The sequence below is a fragment of the Nocardioides sp. genome (genome assembly GCF_004803405.1).
Lineage (GTDB): Bacteria > Actinomycetota > Actinomycetes > Propionibacteriales > Nocardioidaceae > Nocardioides > Nocardioides vastitatis.
The window spans coordinates 1-18,119 of record NZ_SSXI01000160.1 but is presented as its reverse complement, the minus strand read 5'-3'; the positions used below and the strand labels follow the sequence as shown (position 1 = coordinate 18,119).

Annotated in this window: 19 protein-coding genes; 8 read left to right on the top strand and 11 right to left on the bottom strand. The window is 71.6% G+C overall.

All coding sequences use genetic code 11. The features are described 5' to 3' along the window. From E7Z54_RS11570 to E7Z54_RS11550, 5 genes are all read left to right on the top strand, one after another. The coding region (locus E7Z54_RS11570) for a glycerol-3-phosphate dehydrogenase C-terminal domain-containing protein (protein WP_276606223.1) at nt 1-225 on the top strand (225 nt) is incomplete at its 5' end. 118 nt (nt 226-343) lie between these two features. Next, complete coding sequence (locus tag E7Z54_RS11565; RefSeq protein WP_240769640.1) at nt 344-1,378, top strand: sigma-70 family RNA polymerase sigma factor; 1,035 nt, start codon at nt 344-346, stop codon at nt 1,376-1,378. 5 nt (nt 1,379-1,383) lie between these two features. Continuing rightward, nucleotides 1,384-1,956, top strand: coding sequence for a TIGR03086 family metal-binding protein (locus E7Z54_RS11560; protein WP_168798284.1), 573 nt, complete (start codon nt 1,384-1,386; stop codon nt 1,954-1,956). 25 nt (nt 1,957-1,981) lie between these two features. Next, entirely contained in the window at nt 1,982-2,332 is a 351-nt protein-coding gene (locus E7Z54_RS11555; protein ID WP_136433828.1) for a hypothetical protein, read from the top strand. A gap of 32 nt (nt 2,333-2,364) precedes the next feature. Beyond that, nucleotides 2,365-3,597: a low temperature requirement protein A gene (locus tag E7Z54_RS11550; RefSeq protein WP_136433826.1), complete on the top strand. Its 1,233-nt coding sequence runs from the start codon at nt 2,365-2,367 to the stop codon at nt 3,595-3,597. A gap of 23 nt (nt 3,598-3,620) precedes the next feature. Here the strand turns inward: E7Z54_RS11550 and E7Z54_RS11545 are convergent, their stop codons facing one another. From E7Z54_RS11545 to E7Z54_RS11505, 9 genes are all read right to left on the bottom strand, one after another. Beyond that, on the bottom strand, nt 3,621-4,982 hold the full coding sequence (locus E7Z54_RS11545; protein WP_136433824.1) for an MFS transporter: 1,362 nt from the start codon (nt 4,980-4,982) through the stop codon (nt 3,621-3,623). Between the two features lie 169 nt (nt 4,983-5,151). After that, on the bottom strand, nt 5,152-5,772 hold the full coding sequence (locus E7Z54_RS11540; protein ID WP_136433822.1) for a TetR/AcrR family transcriptional regulator: 621 nt from the start codon (nt 5,770-5,772) through the stop codon (nt 5,152-5,154). Between the two features lie 6 nt (nt 5,773-5,778). After that, nucleotides 5,779-6,897: a hypothetical protein gene (locus E7Z54_RS11535; RefSeq protein ID WP_136433821.1), complete on the bottom strand. Its 1,119-nt coding sequence runs from the start codon at nt 6,895-6,897 to the stop codon at nt 5,779-5,781. Next, complete coding sequence (locus tag E7Z54_RS11530; protein WP_136433820.1) at nt 6,894-8,405, bottom strand: FAD-dependent oxidoreductase; 1,512 nt, start codon at nt 8,403-8,405, stop codon at nt 6,894-6,896. The genes E7Z54_RS11535 and E7Z54_RS11530 overlap by 4 nt, the downstream gene beginning before the upstream one ends. An 89-nt stretch (nt 8,406-8,494) precedes the next feature. Next, on the bottom strand, nt 8,495-9,496 hold the full coding sequence (locus E7Z54_RS11525) for a DUF2332 domain-containing protein (RefSeq protein ID WP_136433818.1): 1,002 nt from the start codon (nt 9,494-9,496) through the stop codon (nt 8,495-8,497). Between the two features lie 30 nt (nt 9,497-9,526). Next, nucleotides 9,527-10,996 (bottom strand): NAD-dependent succinate-semialdehyde dehydrogenase, encoded by a 1,470-nt coding sequence (locus tag E7Z54_RS11520; protein ID WP_136433816.1) that lies wholly within the window; start codon nt 10,994-10,996, stop codon nt 9,527-9,529. A gap of 244 nt (nt 10,997-11,240) precedes the next feature. Further along, nucleotides 11,241-13,172 carry a penicillin-binding transpeptidase domain-containing protein gene (locus E7Z54_RS11515; RefSeq protein WP_136433814.1) on the bottom strand — a complete coding sequence of 644 codons (1,932 nt, stop codon included), beginning with the start codon at nt 13,170-13,172 and terminating at the stop codon, nt 11,241-11,243. Between the two features lie 50 nt (nt 13,173-13,222). Continuing rightward, nucleotides 13,223-14,032, bottom strand: a complete 810-nt coding sequence (locus E7Z54_RS11510; RefSeq protein ID WP_136433812.1) for an SGNH/GDSL hydrolase family protein — start codon at nt 14,030-14,032, stop codon at nt 13,223-13,225. 95 nt (nt 14,033-14,127) lie between these two features. Then, a complete protein-coding gene (locus E7Z54_RS11505; protein WP_136433810.1) occupies nt 14,128-14,580 on the bottom strand; it encodes a MerR family transcriptional regulator in 453 nt (150 codons plus the stop codon). Nucleotides 14,581-14,669: 89 nt separating this feature from the next. Between E7Z54_RS11505 and E7Z54_RS11500 the strand changes: the two genes are divergently transcribed. Genes E7Z54_RS11500 through E7Z54_RS11490 form a run of 3 tightly spaced genes read left to right on the top strand, consistent with a single transcriptional unit; the run spans nt 14,670 to nt 17,186 of the window. Continuing rightward, entirely contained in the window at nt 14,670-15,593 is a 924-nt protein-coding gene (locus E7Z54_RS11500) for an NAD(P)/FAD-dependent oxidoreductase (protein ID WP_136433808.1), read from the top strand. 28 nt (nt 15,594-15,621) lie between these two features. Next, a complete protein-coding gene (locus E7Z54_RS11495; protein WP_136433806.1) occupies nt 15,622-16,530 on the top strand; it encodes an NAD(P)/FAD-dependent oxidoreductase in 909 nt (302 codons plus the stop codon). A 53-nt stretch (nt 16,531-16,583) separates the two neighbouring features. Continuing rightward, complete coding sequence (locus E7Z54_RS11490) at nt 16,584-17,186, top strand: hypothetical protein (RefSeq protein WP_136433805.1); 603 nt, start codon at nt 16,584-16,586, stop codon at nt 17,184-17,186. A gap of 13 nt (nt 17,187-17,199) precedes the next feature. On the opposite strand, the gene E7Z54_RS23770 is transcribed toward E7Z54_RS11490, so the two are convergent. Continuing rightward, nucleotides 17,200-17,823, bottom strand: a complete 624-nt coding sequence (locus E7Z54_RS23770) for a transglycosylase SLT domain-containing protein (protein ID WP_240769639.1) — start codon at nt 17,821-17,823, stop codon at nt 17,200-17,202. Between the two features lie 4 nt (nt 17,824-17,827). Beyond that, a partial coding sequence (locus E7Z54_RS11480) for a DbpA RNA binding domain-containing protein (RefSeq protein WP_206056164.1) occupies nt 17,828-18,119 on the bottom strand: 292 nt, incomplete at its 5' end.

Genomic DNA, 18,119 nt, shown 5'->3' with positions numbered 1-18,119 from the left:
ACCGGCCTGCCGGACGCCGAGCTGCTCGCGCCGATCGCGCCCGGCCACCCGGCGATCTCGACCGTGCTGGCCGAGCTCGTCTTCGGGGTCACCCACGAAGGCGCCGCGGACGTCGCCGACCTGCTCGACCGTCGCACCCGCGTGGGCCTGGTGCCGGCCGACCGCGCGGTGGCTGTGGCCGCGGCGGAGCGGGTGCTGGGGCTGGTCGGGCGAGCAGCCTGGTAGCTCGGTGACGCGAAGCCTGACCGCGAAACGCCCGCGGCGATGAGTTTTACGGTCGACCCCGGTCCACCTCATCGTGCACACTGACGGGACCACGGGGGTAGCGATGGGAAGCACGGCTGTGACCGAGACCGACGCCGGAACGACGACGACCCAGGCCGACCAGCGCGCCGGCGATGAGCTCGCGGACTTCGACGCGCTGACAGGGCGCTACCAGCGCGAGCTGATGGCCCACTGCTACCGCATGAGCGGCTCGGTGCACGAGGCCGAGGATCTCGTCCAGGAGACCTTCCTGCGCGCGTGGAAGGCCTCCGCGAGCTTCCAGGGCCGCTCCTCCGTCCGGACCTGGCTCTACAAGATCGCGACGAACGTCTGTCTGACCAACCTCGAGAGCAAGCCGCGGCGCCCGCTGCCGACGGGTCTCGGCACGGCCGACTCCGCTCCGGCGGACGAGCTGCTGGAGGACCACGAGGTCCCCTGGCTGGAGCCGATCCCCGACGCCGCGGTCGAGGTCGCCGAGCGCGACACGATCCGGCTCGCCTTCGTCGCCGCCCTCCAGCACCTGCCGGCGCGGCAGCGCGCGGTGTTGATCCTGCGCGACGTGCTGCGCTGGTCCGCCGCCGAGACCGCGACCGCGCTCGACACGACGACCGCCGCGGTGAACTCCGCCCTCCAGCGCGCCCACGCCCACCTGGCCGAGCGCGGGCTCACCCCCGACACCGTCCGGACCGACCTCGAGCCGGCCAAGCAGCAGATGCTCGACGCCTACCTGGAGGCGTTCTGGCGCAAGGACATCGACCGCATCGTCCAGCTCCTGACCTACGACGCCACGTGGGACATGCCGCCGTTCCTCAACCACTACCGCGGAGCCCCGGCGATCGGTGAGCTGATCGACTCCAAGTGCCCCGGCGGGGTGGCGGACATGCCGATGCTCCCGACAACCGCCAACGGCCAGCCCGCGTTCGGTCTCTACATGCGCCAGCCGGAGGGCCACTTCGAGCCGTTCCACCTGCAGGTGCTGCAGATGGCGAGCGGGGACAAGGTCGAGCACGTGACCGCCTTCTTCGACAGGAGGCTCTTCGCGAGGTTCGGCCTACCCGACCGGCTGCCGGCCGACTACGTGCCGGTTCCCGGCGCGCCTCCGACCACCGGCTGATGGCGATGACCGCCGGCCCCCTGCACACCGCACCGGACCCGGGGGTTGAGCTGCTGGAGCGTGCCCTCGGCTATGCGCGCTGCGCGCTGGTCACCGTCACGCCTGCCCACCTCTGCCTGCCGACACCCTGCACCCACTGGCGCCTGGCCGACCTGCTCGCCCACATGGAGGACTCGCTGGACGCGTTCTCGGAGGGCGCGACCGGGTCGATCGAGCTGCGCAGCGCGGCGCCCGCCCCGGCCCAGGAGCGCATTCGCGTGCTTCAGGACAAGGCGTGTCAGGTGCTCGGCGCCTGGGCATCCGCGACGTCTCCCCTGGTCGAGGTGGGCGGCCGGCCCGTGCCGGTCGGGACCATCTCCCGGCTCGCGGCGATCGAGGTCGCGGTGCACGGCTGGGACGTCGGCCGTACGACGGGCTACGGCGAGCCCTTCCCCGACGGGCTCGCCGAGGCGCTGATGCCGACCGCGGTCGCCCTGGCGCTGGAGCAGCACGGCGAGTTCGCTCCGCCGGTGCCGGTGGGCGCGGACGCGCGTCCGGCCACGCGGCTGCTGGCACTGCTGGGGCGGTCGGGCTGCTGACCCTCGCGCGGGGCAGGATGACCCCGTGAGTCGCATCGTCCAGCCGCCCAAGTCGGTCCTGCTGCTGGTCGGACGGGAGGACTTCACGCCGCCGACCACGTTCCGCGGAGGAGCGTGCGTCGCGACCGGGGACTGTCTCGCAGTCGCCGTCAGCGACGGGCCGGTCGCGGTCACCCTGGGGCCCGCCGGCAACACCGGTGACCTCACACGTCTCGCCGAGTTCGTGCTCGAGTCCGAGGGCCACCTCTCACTGCGGGACGTCTACAGCCGGGAGTACGAGACCGTCGGTGTCGAGCCCGGCCTGTCGACCGTCACGGTCTGGGCGAACGACGGCCACGAGCCGAGCGAGCTCGTGCTGACGGTGCACGGGCTTTAGCACCGGCTCCGCGCGCTCTTAGACTGCCGCGCATGCCAGAGCAAACCCTGCGCCACCGGATCGTTCGGATGACCGGGCGCGACCAGGATGAGGAGCACCGGCCGGCGACCCCGCTCGAGCTGCTCTTCGACCTGGCCTTCGTGGTGGCGTTCGGTACCGCGGCCAACGAGCTCGCGCACGCCCTGGCCGCGGACCACGTCACGTCGGGGATCATCGCGTTCGCGTTCGCGACCTTCGGCATCGCCTGGGCCTGGATCAACTTCACGTGGTTCGCGTCGGCCTACGACACCGACGACTGGCTGTACCGGCTGGCGACGATGCTGCAGATGGTGGGCGTCATGGTGTTCGCGCTGGGGCTGCCGGCGATGTTCGCCTCGGTCGACCACGGCGACACGCTGGACAACGACGTCATGGTCTGGGGCTACGTCGTGATGCGGGTCCCGATGCTCTTCCAGTGGTGGCGGGCCAGTCGTCACGACCCGGGTCGGCGGCGGTCACACCACGCCTACCTCGTGTCGATCGCGACGGCCCAGGCGCTCTGGTGCGTGCTCGCGATCGTCGACTTCTCGGTGGTCACGACGTTCGCCTTGATGATCGTCCCCTTCCTCATCGAGGTCGGCGGCCCGGTCTACGCGGAGCGCACCGTCGGCGGCACGCCCTGGCACCCGCACCACATCGCGGAGCGCTACGGACTGATGGTCATCATCGCCCTCGGCGAGGGGATGATCGGCACGATGGCGAGCCTGACCGCTCTCGGCGGCCTGACCCTCGACATCGCGCTGCTCGCGCTCGCCGGGACCGCGATGACGTTCGGCATGTGGTGGACCTACTTCGTGCTGCCGCACGCCGAAATCCTGCACGCGCGACGCGAACGCTCCTTCGGCTGGGGCTACGGCCACATGCCGTTGCTGGGCGCGATCGTCGCGGTCGGTGCGGGACTCCACGTGGCCGCCTACTTCCTCGACCACCACAGCAAGCTGACGCTCGTCGGCACCGTCCTCACGGTGGCGATCCCACTCGCGTGCTACGTGATGGCGCTCTACGTCTTCTACGCGGTGATCAGCCGGTCCGCCGACCCCTTCCACCTGCTCTTGATCGCACTGTCGATCGCGTTCCTCGTCGCGCCGGTCGTGATGGCCGCCGCCGACATCAACATGGTCTGGTGCCTGCTCGTGCTGTCGCTGACGCCGTGGGTGACGGTGGTCGGTTACGAGACCGTCGGCTACCGGCACAACGCCGCGGTGCTGGAGGGGCTGCGCGGCTGACGCCGAGCGGTCAGCGCAGGACCTCAGGCGGCGGCCGGGCCGGGGTCCTCGTCCCGCAGCGGATGCGCGACCTCGTCGGCGGGCAGCTTCGCCCAGACGATCGCGACCGCGGCAGCCACGCCGGGCACGATCGCGGCGATCGCGAACGTCGCCTCCAGCCCGATCAGCTCGGCGACCGGTCCGGCGATGGCCATCGAGACCGGCATCAGGCTGACCGAGACGAAGAAGTCGAGGGAGGCGACCCGGCCCAGCAGGTGGGGAGGAACGCGGCGCTGCAGGAGCGTCCCCCAGATCACCATCGGCGCGGAGAAGAACGCGCCGATCACGAACGCCGACGCCGCGACCACCCACACCTCCTGCGCCACGCCGATCAACAGGAACGGCAGGCAGCCCAGCCCCCACATCAGGTTCATCCAGGAGAGGTAGCGACGCGGCATCCGGATCGACGCCATCGCCATCGAGCCGAGCGCGCCGCCGATGCCGAAGCAGGCCATCACGATCGCGTGGTCGCCAGGACCTCCGCCGAGCTTGTCCTTGAGGAGGAACGGGATGAGCACCTCGAGCGGGCCCATCAGCACCAGGATCATCACCGATGCGAACAGCAGCGTGGCCAGCAGCCACGGCGTGCGCATCATGTAGACCCAGCCCTCGCGGATGTCGGCGAACGCGGTCGCTATGGCGCTGCCGGGGCCGGCCGGCTCGCCGCCCTCACCGGTCGAGAGATCGCGTCGTACGGCGGTCAGCGGCACCGTGGTCAGCGCCATCAGCCCGATCAGGCTGAACGCCGCGGCGATCCCGAGGGCGGCGGACGAGGACGCCGCGCCGACGACGAAGCCGGCGACGCCGGGCCCGAGCGCCTGCCCGATCGTGGGGCGGACCATGCCCTCGAAGCCGTTGACCGCCATCAGGTCCTGCTCGGGGACCAGCGCGGGCAGCCAGGCGGAGTAGGCCGGGTAGTAGAACGCCATCGCGGCACCGGTCGCGAACGACACCGCCGCGAGGTGCCAGAGCTGGGTCATGTCGGCCCACGACAGCAGCGCGACCAGGGTCATGCCGGCGAGCTCGACGGCGGCGACCACGATCAGGATCAACTTCTGCGGGACCCGGTCCGCCACGACCCCGGCGAGCAGCGCCGGTAGCAGCACGCCGATCGCTCCGGCCGTCGAGACCACGGACAGCTCGCCGGCGCCGCCGCCGATCCGAATCACCTCCCAGACGAGCGCGATCACCCACACGCCGCTCGCGAACGTCTGCAGCACCAGCGCCGTGCCGAGCCTTCGGTACGACGCGTGGCGGAAGGGCGTGAAGGCGCGCGGGACGCGGCGCGCCGCGAGAGGGGTCGGGCCGTCGGGCGCCGGGGTGGGCGGTGCGATCTGCTCCGTCATGGTCGTCCTCCAGTCTGCTGGTGAGGACCGACAACGGCCACCGATTTCATCGGCGTGGGCACAGGCGGCGTGCTCGGCATGCGCGCCAGTCAACAGACTGAACCTCGGTTGAGGTCAAGTGCTGCGACTCGCCCGTCCGGGCCGAGGTCGTCGTTGCCCCGTCAGACGCTCACTCCGCGTCCGGATGCCGCGGCGAAGCCTGAAGGGCCGGCCCGAGCCACCGACGTACGAGCGCGCGGAGCTCGTCCTCCGACCGCGGGGGGTCCGCCGGGTAGTGCAGGAACGACACGAACAGCCGCATCAGGATCTCGGCGAGCCCCTCCAGCTCGTCATCCTCGACGCCGATCTCGGACCAGTCGACGGGGACCCGGCGCAGGATGCCTGCACCCAGTGCGACGGCCATCGACGACGTGACGTCGCGGCCGAAGATGTCCGTCTCGCCAGCCTGGAAGAGCGCGCCGATGTGCCGCTCCTGGGGGATCGCGTGGACGGCGAAGACGACGGACTCGGTCGCGGCCTCGGACGGTGTCGTGCAGGTGGACAGGTGCCGCTGCATCCGGTCGACGAAGTCCTCGAGCCCGGCGTGAGCGACGGCCTCGAAGAGCTCGGCGAGGTTCGCGTAGTACCGGTAGACCGTCTGCCGGGTGACGCCGAGCTCACTGGCCACGTCCGAGAATGTGGTCTTGGCGGGCCCGTACCTCTCCAGGCAGGTCGAGGTCGCAGCGACGATCCGCTGGCGTGCCTCGTCCTCGGTTCGTGGCGGGTTGCCCTGCCAGCCGTGATGACCCATCGGCGCTCAGCTCACCTCGACCACGGCCCGACGCCGACCCGTGTGGAGGACGGCGAGGACCGCGACCGCCCCGGCGAAACAGGCGAGGGTGTACGCGCCGCTGCCCACCGGAGTGCCGTCGCTGGTGATGCCGTTCTCGGCGTCGAGGAATGCAGGGAGGGCGGCGACCCAGAGCACTGCCATCGCGCCAAGGTAGACGACGGGATAGATCCTCGCGAAGGGTGTCATCGGCTCGGGTTCCTCGCGGTCGCGACGGCGGAGGTGGCTGATCAGGATCCAGAGGCCGGCCACCCAGACCAGCCCGAGCTCGATCCCGAGGACCCAGGCCTGCGCGGTGATGTTCGGCGTCTCGCCACCGAACACCGCGGACGGGATGCCGAACAGGGCCATCGAGGGCGGGGTCAGCACGCCCGCCACCGCGATCCGCCAGGCGAGCGACCACCCGCGGCGCGGTCCGCCGTCGGTCGCCCTGGAGCCGGCCAGCTTGACGGCAAGGAACGTCATCACGCCGAAGGACACTGAGGCATAGAGCAGCATGCTGTTCATCGGCACCGAGGCCAGGGCGGGATGGTTCACCTCGATGTTGCCGTCGTTCCATCCCCACCACGTCAGCTGCGGACCGAGCTGGTCGAAGATCTCGTAGAACACCTGGCAGACGAACGCGACCATGATCGAGCCCACCAGCGCGCCACGGTGCTTGAACACCCCCAGCACCCGGACCACCTCGTAGACGAGCTGACTCAGCGCCGGGTAGATGGCGATGATGTAGAGCGGCAGCCGGTCCCACATGAACTGCACCGTGAAGATGTTGTGCGCGAAGATGAATCCGTACTGCTCGTCCAAGCCGAACCACTCGGGGAAGTACAGCGGCGGCTCGGTGACGAACAGGTAGATCAGCGAAGCACACCAGATCGCGATGTTGACCGGATCGCCCGCGCGCCACCGCTGCACGGCGTGCACCAGCGCCCACACCGCACCCGCGATGATGACCAGCTCGAGCACCGGCATCGTCCAGTGCGCCAGGTCGAACGGGTTGCGCACGGAGACGACCGGACTCACGTCGTGACAGTCGAACCCGAGGCTGCGGGTGACCTGCTCCGCGGCCTCCTCGCATGTGGTGCTCATCGGGCGTCCGCCATCTCGGCCCGGGCGCCCGCGACACCCGGGGTCCAGTCGGTGGCCGGCGGGTCCTCTCGTGGATCGAACCCTGACGGCACCTTGCGACGTCCGAGCACGGAGTTGACCTGGTAGCGGAGGAGCCCGGCCAGGACCCGCGGGCTCTTCAGCATGTCGCCCAGGGACTCGTCGAGGTTGAAGACGCGCGCGAAGTGCTCGTCCACGACCGCGTCCTCGCGGGCCGCGCCGACGATGAGGTTGAATGCTGGCCAGGTCATCGCAGCGAGGAGCTTCCGCTGCCACGACGGCAGCGTCTCGGTGCCGGTGGCGCACTCATAGCCGCGATCGCGGGCCATCGCCATGCCCCAGGGCACCTTGAGGCCCGTGCGCTGATCGGCCAGGAACCGCCGGAAGAACCGCTGATCGAGAGGCCTGCCGGACACGGTGGCTGCCTCGAGATGGGCCCTCAGCGTCAGCGCCGAGCCTGCGGCGGAGCTGATGCCCTGGGCGTAGAAGGGGTTGAAGGCACAGATCGCGTCTCCGATGAAGGCGATGCCCGACGGCACTTCGGGGAGCCGGTCGTAGCGCCGCCACTTGTTGCCGGTCGAGCGAGTCAGGTGGACGTCCGAGACCGGTTCGCACTCAGCCATGGCGGCCGCGAACAGCGGGGCGCGGACCCGTTCGGCCGACGCCACGAAGTCCTCTGCCGTGCGGGGCATGTCGATGCCCCACGAGCCCATGCACGCGATCGTCCGGCCGCCCTCGATGGGGAAGAAGTTGACCAGGAACTCGTGCTCGGGCGGGTGGTCGCCCTTGTCCTGCGTCGGCATGATCACCAGGTGCTGCCACCACCAGGACGCGGGGCGGTCCTCGGGAGCCGGGAGGTCGTACCACCGCGAGGTGTACGTGACCTTCGCGTCGAGGCTCTGCACCGGGACCTCGGGCCACCCGGCGGCCACCAGCCAGTCGGAGACCGACGAGCCGCGGCCCATCGCGTCGACGACGAGGTCGGCGTCCATCCGCTCCTCGCCGGCGGCGGTAGCGAAGATGACCCCGGTGACCCGGCCCCGGGCGGTGCCGCCGTGGACCGTCTCGATGCCGCGCACCGAGACTCCCTCGCGGATGACGACGTTGCTGACCTCGCGCACCTTGTCGCGTAGCACCCGCTCGATCAGGATCCGGGAGCTGTAGACCATCGTCATCGACGACCGCTTGCGAGATGCCCAGCCGGCGCCCTCGAGATAGGCGGCGTCCATCGATGGCATCAGGTGGAGGCCGCCGGCGGCGATCAGCTCCTCCTCGAACCCCGGGAAGAGCTCGCTGATCGCCCGGCGCCCCGAGTTCAGCAGGAAGTGAGGGTGCTTGCTCTGCGGCACGCCCCGTCGATGCTCGGCGTCGGCCGGTAGGTCGTCACGCTCCAGGACCATCACCTGGTCGAAGTGGGGCGCGAGCGCACCGGCGGCACACAGCCCGGCGATGCTTCCACCGAGGACGACGGCGGTTCTGCCCAGGCTCATGCGATCTCCACTCATTCATACAATGTGTGACTGAATGTATGATTGAGCGAGCCGATTGGCAAGCCTGATGACCCCGGACGCCGCCTCGGTCAGTCCCGGGGCGACGCTTCCCAGTGCAGTTTGCGCCCGTGGGAGTGGGTGTGCCCGACGGCGCGTCCGTCCAGGCCGAGCACGAACTGACCGAAGGGTGGCTCGGGGCCCGTGGCGGCGACTCCGGGCAGCACGTCCGGCGCCTCGTTGCTGACCCAACGGCAGCGGCCCTCCGCCACCAGCTCGGCCATCATCCGCGTGAAGCGCTGGCGAGCCGCGGGGTCGAGGTAGGCGATCACCGCGGAGTGCTGGACGACCACCACGCCGTCAGGTCCGACCGCTGCGGCCGCCTCGTCGACCAGGCCCGGCAGCAGCTCCAGCAGGTCGCCGCGCCGCAGGTCCGGCGGGTCCGCGCGAGCGACCTCGATCGCCGTCGCCAGCTGTGCGCGGCGGTCGTCGTGCTCGGGCCAGACCAGGTTGAGCAGCCAGTCGGTGTCGTCCCGCGAGGTGACGTCGAGCGGGTTGAGGTCGATCCCGCCACGCCAGGCGATGGCCGGCAGGGTCGGCGGCAGCGGCGCCGGTCCGGTGACGGCGCAGACCAGCGTCGGCGACGCCCGCCCGGCCGTCACCAGGCCCTCCGGCGTCGACCACCGGAATCCCCACCGGTCCGGGAAGAGGCACAGACCGGCGCTCGCGCCGGTCTCCAGCAGCGCCACCGGACGCCCCCGGGCCGCCACCGCGATCGCCGGCACCAGCGTCGCCATCCGGCCCGCCTCGTTGGTCTGCGTCGCCCGGCTCAGGATCGTGTCCCGGATCGGGCCGTCGTCGGCCAGGAGCGCGGCTCGGAGGGCGTCGTACGGCGCGGGCGCCTCGAGCCCGTGCCACCGGGCCGCGGCGAAGACGAGGTTCGGCTGCTGCTTGGGGTCGGGCAGCGTTCCCAGCCAGGCCTGGACCTCCGGGTCGCCGGCCACCCCGAGCGCCCACTCGCGGAAGCAGGGCGAGTCGTCGGCGTACGACGCGAACTCGCGGTACTTCTCCTCGATCGGACCGTAGACCCGCATGCGGGGAGTCTGTCAGGACGGGTCGAACGCTCAGGGCGCCGGCAGCGAGACGTACACCGTGTCCAGATACTCCTCGATCCCCTCGAACCCGCCCTCGCGGCCGAAGCCCGAGGACTTCACCCCTCCGAACGGCGCAGCCGGGTTGGAGACCAGCCCGGTGTTGATGCCGAGCATGCCGGTCTCGAGCCGCTCGGCAAGCCGGAGGGTGCGCGCGAGGTCGCGCGTGTAGGCGTACGCCACCAGTCCGTACTCGGTGGCGTTGGCCAACCGGATCGCCTCGTCCTCCTCCACGAAGGCCGTGATCGGCGCGACCGGGCCGAAGATCTCGGTGGTGACCGCGTCCGCGTCCGCAGGTACGTCGGCCAGCACCGTCGGCGCGTAGAAGAACCCGTCGCCGTCGACCGGGCCGCCGCCCGTCAGCACCTGCGCGCCGCGTGCGACGGCGTCCTCCACGATCGCCGTCACCGAAGCGACCGCGTTCTCGTCCACGAGCGGTCCGACCTCGACCCCCTCGTCCTGGCCGCGGCCGACCTTCATCGCACCCATCCGCTCGGCCAGGCGCCGCCCGAACTCGTCGGCGACCGACGCCTCGACGAGGAAGCGGTTGGCCGCGGTGCAGGCCTCCCCCATGTTGCGCATCTTGGCGAGCATGGCGCCGTCGACGGCGGCATCGAGGTCGGCGTCGGCGAAGACCAGGAAGGGCGCGTTGCCGCCGAGCTCCATCGACACCCGCTGGAGCTGGCCCGCGGACTGCTCGACCAGCTTCCTGCCGACAGGCGTGGAACCGGTGAAGCTCACCTTGCGCAGGCGAGGATCGGCCATCAGCGTGCTGCTCAGCCCACCGGAGTCGGAGGTGGTGACCACGTTGAGGACGCCGGGTGGGAGGCCCGCCTCAGCGAGGATGTCGGCGAGCAGGAGCATCGTGAGCGGCGTCTGCGCGGCCGGTTTGACCACCATCGTGCAGCCCGCCGCGACGGCCGGACCGATCTTGCGGGTGCCCATCGCCAGCGGGAAGTTCCACGGCGTGATGAACAGGCACGGGCCGACCGGCTTGCGCACGGTGAGCAGCCGGCTCCCGCCGGCGGGGTTGTGCATCCAGCGGCCGTGGACGCGGGACGCCTCCTCGGAGAACCAGCGCAGGAACTCCGCACCGTAGGTGACCTCGCCCTTGGCCTCGGCGACCGGCTTGCCCATCTCCAGGCTCATCACGAACGCCAGCTCGTCGGCGCGGGCGGTCACCCCCTCGAACGTGCGACGCAGGATCTCGCCGCGCTCGCGGGGCGCGGTCGCGGCCCAGTCGGGCTGGGCAGCCACGGCCGCGTCGAGCGCGGCCCGGGCGTCATCGAGGGTGCCGTCGGCGACGTCGGTCAGGACGGACCCGTCGGCGGGGTCGATCACATCCAGCCGCCCGCCGCTGGCGGCTGGCACCCACTTGCCGCCCACGAAGAGCTGGCGGCGGTCCTCGGGGAGGCTCTCGGAGAGGCGATCACGCAGGCTCATGGGCCTACTGTGGCACCGCTCCGGTGATCGCGGCAGGGACCATCGTCCCGACCTGTCCGGGCCGGCGGGGAAATCTCGAGGTACTTGCTGGACAGTCCCGGTCGGCGCGATATCGTAGGAGGGTCGTACTTCGGAGGGAGCACCGAGACTACGACTGAGCCCCGCGTTGACCCCATGCAATGCGGGGCTCACTCCATTTCCGTGGGCGTTCTCTGCGCGAGCCTGCGGCGACTCGCCCTGAGGGTCAGCGCGCGCCGCGCAGGAACTCCTCCAGCAGTGGGCCGGCGGTCTGTGACCCCGACTCGCCGGTCTGCACGAACGCCGCGACGGCCAGGTCGCCCTGCGCCCCGACCATCCAGGCGTGGGTCTCGATGGAGCCTCCGTCGGCGTACTCGGCGGTGCCGGTCTTGGCGATCACCGGGCCACCGGGGACGTCGGCCAGTGCCTGGCCGCTGCCCTCGGTGACGACTTGCCGGAGCATCGTCCTGAGCTGGCGCACCTCTCCGGTCGTGAGCGGCGCAGCCTCGCCTGGCACCTCGACGTCGACCTGCTCGACCAGCCGCGGCACGACGGTCTCGCCGGCCTGGACGCTGGCGATCACGGCGGCCATCACCATGGGCGAGGCGAGCACCTTCCCCTGACCGATCAGCGAGGCCGCGCCCTCGGTCTCGCTGGCCGGGGCCGGCACCTCACCGAAGAACGCCGGGAACCCGAGGTCATGGTCGATCCCGAGGCCGAGGCTCGCGGCCGCCGCCGCGAGATCACCGTCGTCGAGCTCGCCACGCGCACCGATCAGGGCCGTGTTGCAGGACTCCGCGATCGCCCGGCGCAGCGGGATCTCGCCGATCGCGTCCGCGGGGTAGTCGGAGTAGTTCTTGAACCGCTTGCCATCGACGGTGGTGGTCGGCGTGCAGCGCACGGGGGAGTCCGGGGTCAGCCCGGCGCGCAACAGCGCCAGGGACGTGACGATCTTGAACGTCGAGCCGGGCGCGAACTGTCCGAACGTGGCGTAGTTCAGCCCACCCGTGCCCTCGCCGTTGGCCGCGGCGAGGATCGCGCCGTCGCTCGGTCGGATCGCCACCAGCGCGGACGCCGGCGTCACGCCACCGAGCACCTCCTCGGCCAGACTCTGCAGCCGCCGATCCAGGGTGAGCGCGAGCGGCTTCCCCGGCTGGGCCTGGTGCGTGTAGAGCGCGCGCTTCTTCCCCTCCGGGTCCTGCGGCACGGCGTACACGATCCGGCCGTCGCTGCCGCGGAGCTGGTCGTCGTAGCGTGCCTGGAGGCCGGAGACTCCGGCGATGTCGCCCGGCTGGTAGGCCTCCGGGTCCTCCGCGACCATCTCCGCGGTCACCGGGCCGACCCGTCCGATGATCGGGGCCGCGAACTCCCTGGTCGGCGCGAGCGCGACCTCGTCACCGATCTGCCAGCCGCCCTCGATGTTGCGGATCTGCGCGGTGACCTCGGCCGGGACCTCACCCTCCCGGTAGCTGATCGCCTCGACAAAGGCCCGTTCGCCGGCATTGCGCACCGCCTTGACGTACGGCGCCACGTCGATGCCGACCAATCGTGCCAGCGCCCGGGCGGACGCCGGCGCGGCCGCCGCAGGGACGCGGATCCGGTCGATGCCGACCCGGACGACCGGACGCTCGGTGACCAGGACCTCGCCGCCCGCGCCGGTGAGATCGCCGCGGTCGGTCGGTTGCGTGACGGCGTCGAGGACGTCACCGTCCATCAGGCTCGGCTCCACGAGGCTGGGCGCCCAGGTCACCGACCACCGCTCGCCGGTGCGGGCGAGCTCAGCCTCGGTGTCGTAGGTCCACGGATGCTCGCCCTCGACCACCGGCCAGGACCACTCCAGGGTCGCCCTTCCGGTGTCGGCGGTGGTCGCCACCTCGCCGAGGGAGACGTCGGGGACGATGCCGTCCATGTCCGCGACGATCGCATCGAGGTCCTTCGCCACCGCCGCACTGTCGGCGGACCGGAAGGCCACGACGTCGAGCGGGTGTGGTTCCCCCTCGGCGGGGTCTGCTGCGATCGCGACCTCCAGCGCGGCGGCGAGCTGCTGGGCGAGCGCGTCCGCGCCGTCGTCGGGCTCCCCCGGCCCGTCGCCGGAGCAGGCTGCGCCGGCGATCGCCGTGAGGAGCAGAAGACTGGAGGCTGCCGAGAGTCGCCGCATGCCCACGGTTCTACCAGCCGACCCCGACCGGTCAGCGTTCCCGCGATGCCTCAGCCGACCAGCAGCGTCGCCACCTGTGGCTTGTAGCCGGACGAGTGACCGAGCCGGTTCGGGTGGTAGCTCTCGTCGATCGGGTTGGACAGGCCGTTGATCCACTCGACGTCGTCGCAGACCGCGTGCCCGATGAACCGGCTGGTCGGGTTGGCCCACTTGAAGGCCCGCGCACTGGCGGCCGCAGACAGCTTGCTGTTGAGCAGGTCGGCCGTGGCGTTGAGCCGGGTCTGCTCCGCCGGGGAGAACCACGTGCCGGCGTTGCAGTCCTCACCCATGAAGACGCGCGGGTAGCCGACCACGACCACGACGGCGGAGGGTGCCTTCGACCTGATCGAGGCATAGAGCGTGCTGAGCCGCCCGGGCAGGGTGTTGTTGATGTAGGCCTGCGCGTCGTCGATCGCGCCGTCGCAGTCCGACATCCAGCCCGGCTGCGCGCACTCGGTGATCACGTCGCCGAACCCGGCGTCGTTGCCGCCGACCGAGATCGTCACGTAGTCGGTGCCGGCAGTCAGTGCTCCGAGCTGGGTGTTGGTGACCGTGGTGACGGTGGCGCCCGAGCAGGCCTTGAACGTCAGCGCGTAGGCCCTCTGCGTGGCGACCAGCTTCGGGTAGGCGTAGTTGGACCGCTTGCAGGTCGTGCCGTCGTCGATGTAGCTGCGGGTGCCCACTCCGGAGGAGTAGGAGTCGCCGAGGGCGACGTACGACGGCGCGACCGCGTGCGCCGGAGAGGCGATCCCGACCAGTGCCACGAGGACGGCGACCAGGCCGCAGAGCGATGCGAGGGGGGTGCGGGTGGAGCGAGTCATGGCGAGACCTTCTGCCCGGCGCCGAGGCGCGCTGATGTGACGCAGGTCACTCAAGCACGGCGGGCCGGCTCGGTGGCGCCACCTCGCCGACGTGGTCACGCGTATCTGTGGAGGTGGCTGCCCGGCAACGGGAGTCCGCGCCGCGTGCCCTCCACGATGTCCTCCATGTGTCCCTGGAACCCGGGGCAGGTGGTGATGTCGTGGGCGCGGCATTCGAGGGCGTGCTCGGTGAGCCGACGCGAGACCTCGATCTCCGCCTGTCGCCGGTCGAGCTCATCCAGGTGCGCGCGCAGCGCCGCGCGGCGGTCCTCGGCGGTCGCGTCGACCAGGGTCCGGATCTGCTCGAGGCTCATCCCGGCGGACTTGTTGGTGATGATCGCGGCCACCCGGTAGGCATCGTCCTCGCTGTAGACCCGGCGCCCCGCGGGGTCCCGCTGCGGGCTGAGCAGGCCCATGTCCTCCCAGTAGCGCAGCACGTGTGTCTCGAACCCGAACCGCTCCGCCAGCTCACCCACGCTCCATCGGATCTCGCGCTCGTTTGACTTCATGTTCACATGAAGTCACATCCTGCGTGCACAGGCAAGAGTCCGAGGCGGTCGCTGCACGACCTACTCGGACGTCGACGAAGGAGAGACCCATGGACAAGCACTACGACGTCGCGGTGGTGGGCGCCGGTACGGCCGGCCTCCAGGCGGCCCAGACGCTCGGCCGGATGCGGCAGTCCGCCGTCGTCCTCGGCACCGACACCTACCGCAACGACCCGGCCGAGCACATGCACAACTTCCTCGGCCACGACGGCGAGCCGCCCGCCCAGCTGCGCGCCGCCGCCCGCAAGGACGCGGAGCAGTACGACACCGTGCGGTTCCTGGAGCACGGCGTCACCCGGATCACCCCCGTCGAGGGCGGGTTCGCGCTGGAGCTCGCCGACGCGGAGAGGCTCTCGGCCCGCCGCGTGCTCCTGGCCACCGGGGTGACCGACGACCTCCCGGACGTGCCCGGGCTGGCGCCTCTGTTCGGCGACCTCGTCGCGCACTGCCCGTTCTGCCACGGCTACGAGTTCGCCGGCTCCCCGGTCGGTGTCCTCGGCTCAGCGACACACGTCGCCCACACCGCGGCCATGGTCGCCCCCATCGCCAGTCAGGTGGTGATCCTCTCCAACGGGGGCGAGCTCGACCCGGAGACCGAGGCGGCGCTCGACCGGATGGGCATGGAGCTCCGCCGCGAGCGGGTGCTGGGCACCCGCCGCGGCTCGCTGGGAGTGACCGTCGACCTCGAGGGCGTCCCTCCGGTGGAGCTCGGCGGTCTGTTCGTCAGGACCGACTGGCGTCAGTCGACGCCCTTCGCCGCGCAGCTCGGGCTGGAGATGTCCTCGGTCGGAGCCGTGGTGGTCGACGCTCTGGGACGCACCAGCGTGCCGGACGTGTACGCCGCCGGCGACATGGCGCAGGGCCCCGGACTGCCGATGCCCGCGTCCTCGGTCCTGAGCGCGGCGGCGGGTGGGATGGTCGCGGCGGCCGCCTGCGTGCAGGACGCCGCCCGCGACCGCGCAGCACGGGGATGACACGCGCGACATTGGGCAGCAGGAAGGGATGGAGACCGATCGCTCGTACGACGTGGCCGTGGTGGGCGCCGGCGCCGCCGGCCTGCAGGCGGCGCTGACCCTGGGCCGGATGCGGCGGCGGGTCGTGCTGTTCGGCACCGATCGCTGCCGCAACGACCCCGCCGAGCACGTGCACAACTTCCTCGGGCACGACGGCACACCGCCGGCCGACCTCCGCGCGGCGGCGCGCAAGGACCTCGAGCAGTACGAGACCGTCGAGATGGTGGAGCGCGAGGTCGCCCGAATCGCCGGGGAGCTCGACGACTTCCGGCTGGAGGTCGACGGCTTCCCGAGCGTTCAGGCACGCCGGGTGATCCTGGCGACCGGCGTGACCGACGAGCTGCCCGACGTGCCGGGCGTCGCCGAGCAGTTCGGGAGACACGTGGCGCACTGCCCGTACTGCCACGGCTACGAGTACCGCGACCGCCCGATCGGCATCCTCGGGCCCGGGTCGCACGTCGCGCCCCAGTCCCGGCTCCTCGAGCGCCTGGCCACGCCGGTCGTCGTACTCATGAACGGGGCGGAGCCGGACGAGGCGATCACGACCGCCGCGGCTGAGATCGGGGCCCTGGTCGTCACCGAGGAGCTCGAGCGCGTCGAGTCGGGGGATCGAGGTCTCCGGGTGGTCCTGCGGGGGCGGGAGCCGGTCGACCTCGGCGGGCTGTTCGTGCACCCGGTGTGGCGACAGGCCGCGCCGTTCGCCGAGCAGCTCGGGCTCGAGACCGGCGATCTGGGCGGCATCCGGCTGGACTCCGAGGGCGCGACCAGCAAGCCGGGCGTGTACGCCGCGGGCGACCTCGCGCACCATCGCGACCTCCCGATGCCGGTGGCCTCGGTACTCACGGCCGCCGCCGCCGGGCTGGTCGCGGCCGCCTCCTGCGACGCCGATCTGCTCTGAGCGACAGCGCACCCGACGGCCTCCGAACCGGACGTCTCTGACAGGGTTGCGCCGTGTCCGCCCGTCTGGCTCGCGCCGCTCTGCTGATCGGGGGATGCCTCGTCCTCGGTGCCGGCGTGGGCCTGCTGCTCGGGGCCGACCTCGGCTCGGACGGCTACTCCACGCTGGTCAACGGTGTCTCGCTGTCCCTGGACATCGATTTCTGGATCGCCAACCTCGCCGTCGGCGTCACGTTCGTCGCGCTCGCCGCAGCCCGACGGCTCCGTCCGGGCGTGGGCACGGTGGTCCAGGTGCTGCTCGTGGGCGCGACGGTCTCGGTCGCGCTCGAGGTGCTCGGCAGCCCCGATGGCTGGCCGACCCGGATCGCCTTCCTGGTGCTGGCGTTCCCGATCCTCGCGCTCGGCATCGCCACCTACCTCGGCAGCAAGACCGGTGCCGGCCCGGCCGAAGGCGCCGCGCTCGCTTGGGACCCGCCCATCCCCTTCCGCTGGAGCTACAGCGTCGTGCAGGGCGGCGGCGCGCTGGGAGGCTGGCTGCTGGGCGCGACGATCGGTGTCGGAACGATCGCGGTGATCCTCCTCCTCGGCCCGCTCATCGATCTCGCGGCGAGGCTGCTCCGGATCGACGTGCACCAGGACTCAGAGCCCCCGGGCTGACGGCCGTGCGGGATCAGTACCAACCGACCCGCTCCGAGTGCGCCCAGGCCCGCTGCGCGCTGCCGTAGCGGGCGGCGATGTAGGCGAGCCCCCACATGATCTGGGTCTCGGGGTTGGTGCGCCAGTCACTGCCCACCACGGCCATCTTCGCGGCCGGCAGCGACTGTGGGATCCCGTAGGCGCCCGAGCGGGGGTTCTCCGCCAGGTGGTTCCAGCCGGACTCTCGCCGCCACAGCGCGTCGAGGTAGGCCCATTGGTCGGCGGGGAACCCGAACTCGAGCAGCAGCCGGTAGCCGAGCGCCCGGTTGGTGCCGGGGTCGACGTCCATCGGCGGCGGTGCCTGGGGCAGCGACTTCGCGATCCGCTCGGCCCGCCGGCGGAGCTGCTCGAGGAGGACGGCGGCGGGGATGGCCGCGCGGGCACCTCTCGTCGCCGCAGCGCGGTCCGTCGAGATCCCCGCGGAGGGCTCGGTCGCGGGACCACTCGCGGGGCCGGTCGGCGAGGTCGCGGGGCCGGTGTCGGCCGGACCGGTCGTCGGCGAGCTGGTGGCACCCTTCGGTGACGCCGGCCCGGTGGGTGCCGCGCACGCGGTCGCGATCATCGCGACCGCGACGACCGCACCACGCAAGCCGCCCACCAGGTCAGTCCTCGCGCTTGCCCTTCGGCGGACCGACGTCGCGCTGGAGCTCGATCAGCTTCCCGCTGATCCGGGTGTTCTTGAGCTTCTCCAGCGCGCCGTCCGGGAGCTTGGCGGGCAGCTCGACGACCGAGTAGTCCGGGCGGATCGTGATCCGGCCGAAGTCACGGCGGTCCAGGCCGCCCTCGTTGGCGATGGCGCCGACGATCTGTCGCGGCTCCACGCGGTGCCGCTTGCCCACCTGGATCTTGTACGACGCCAGCGGCGGCCCGCCGGCGCGCGGGGTCCGCGCGGGG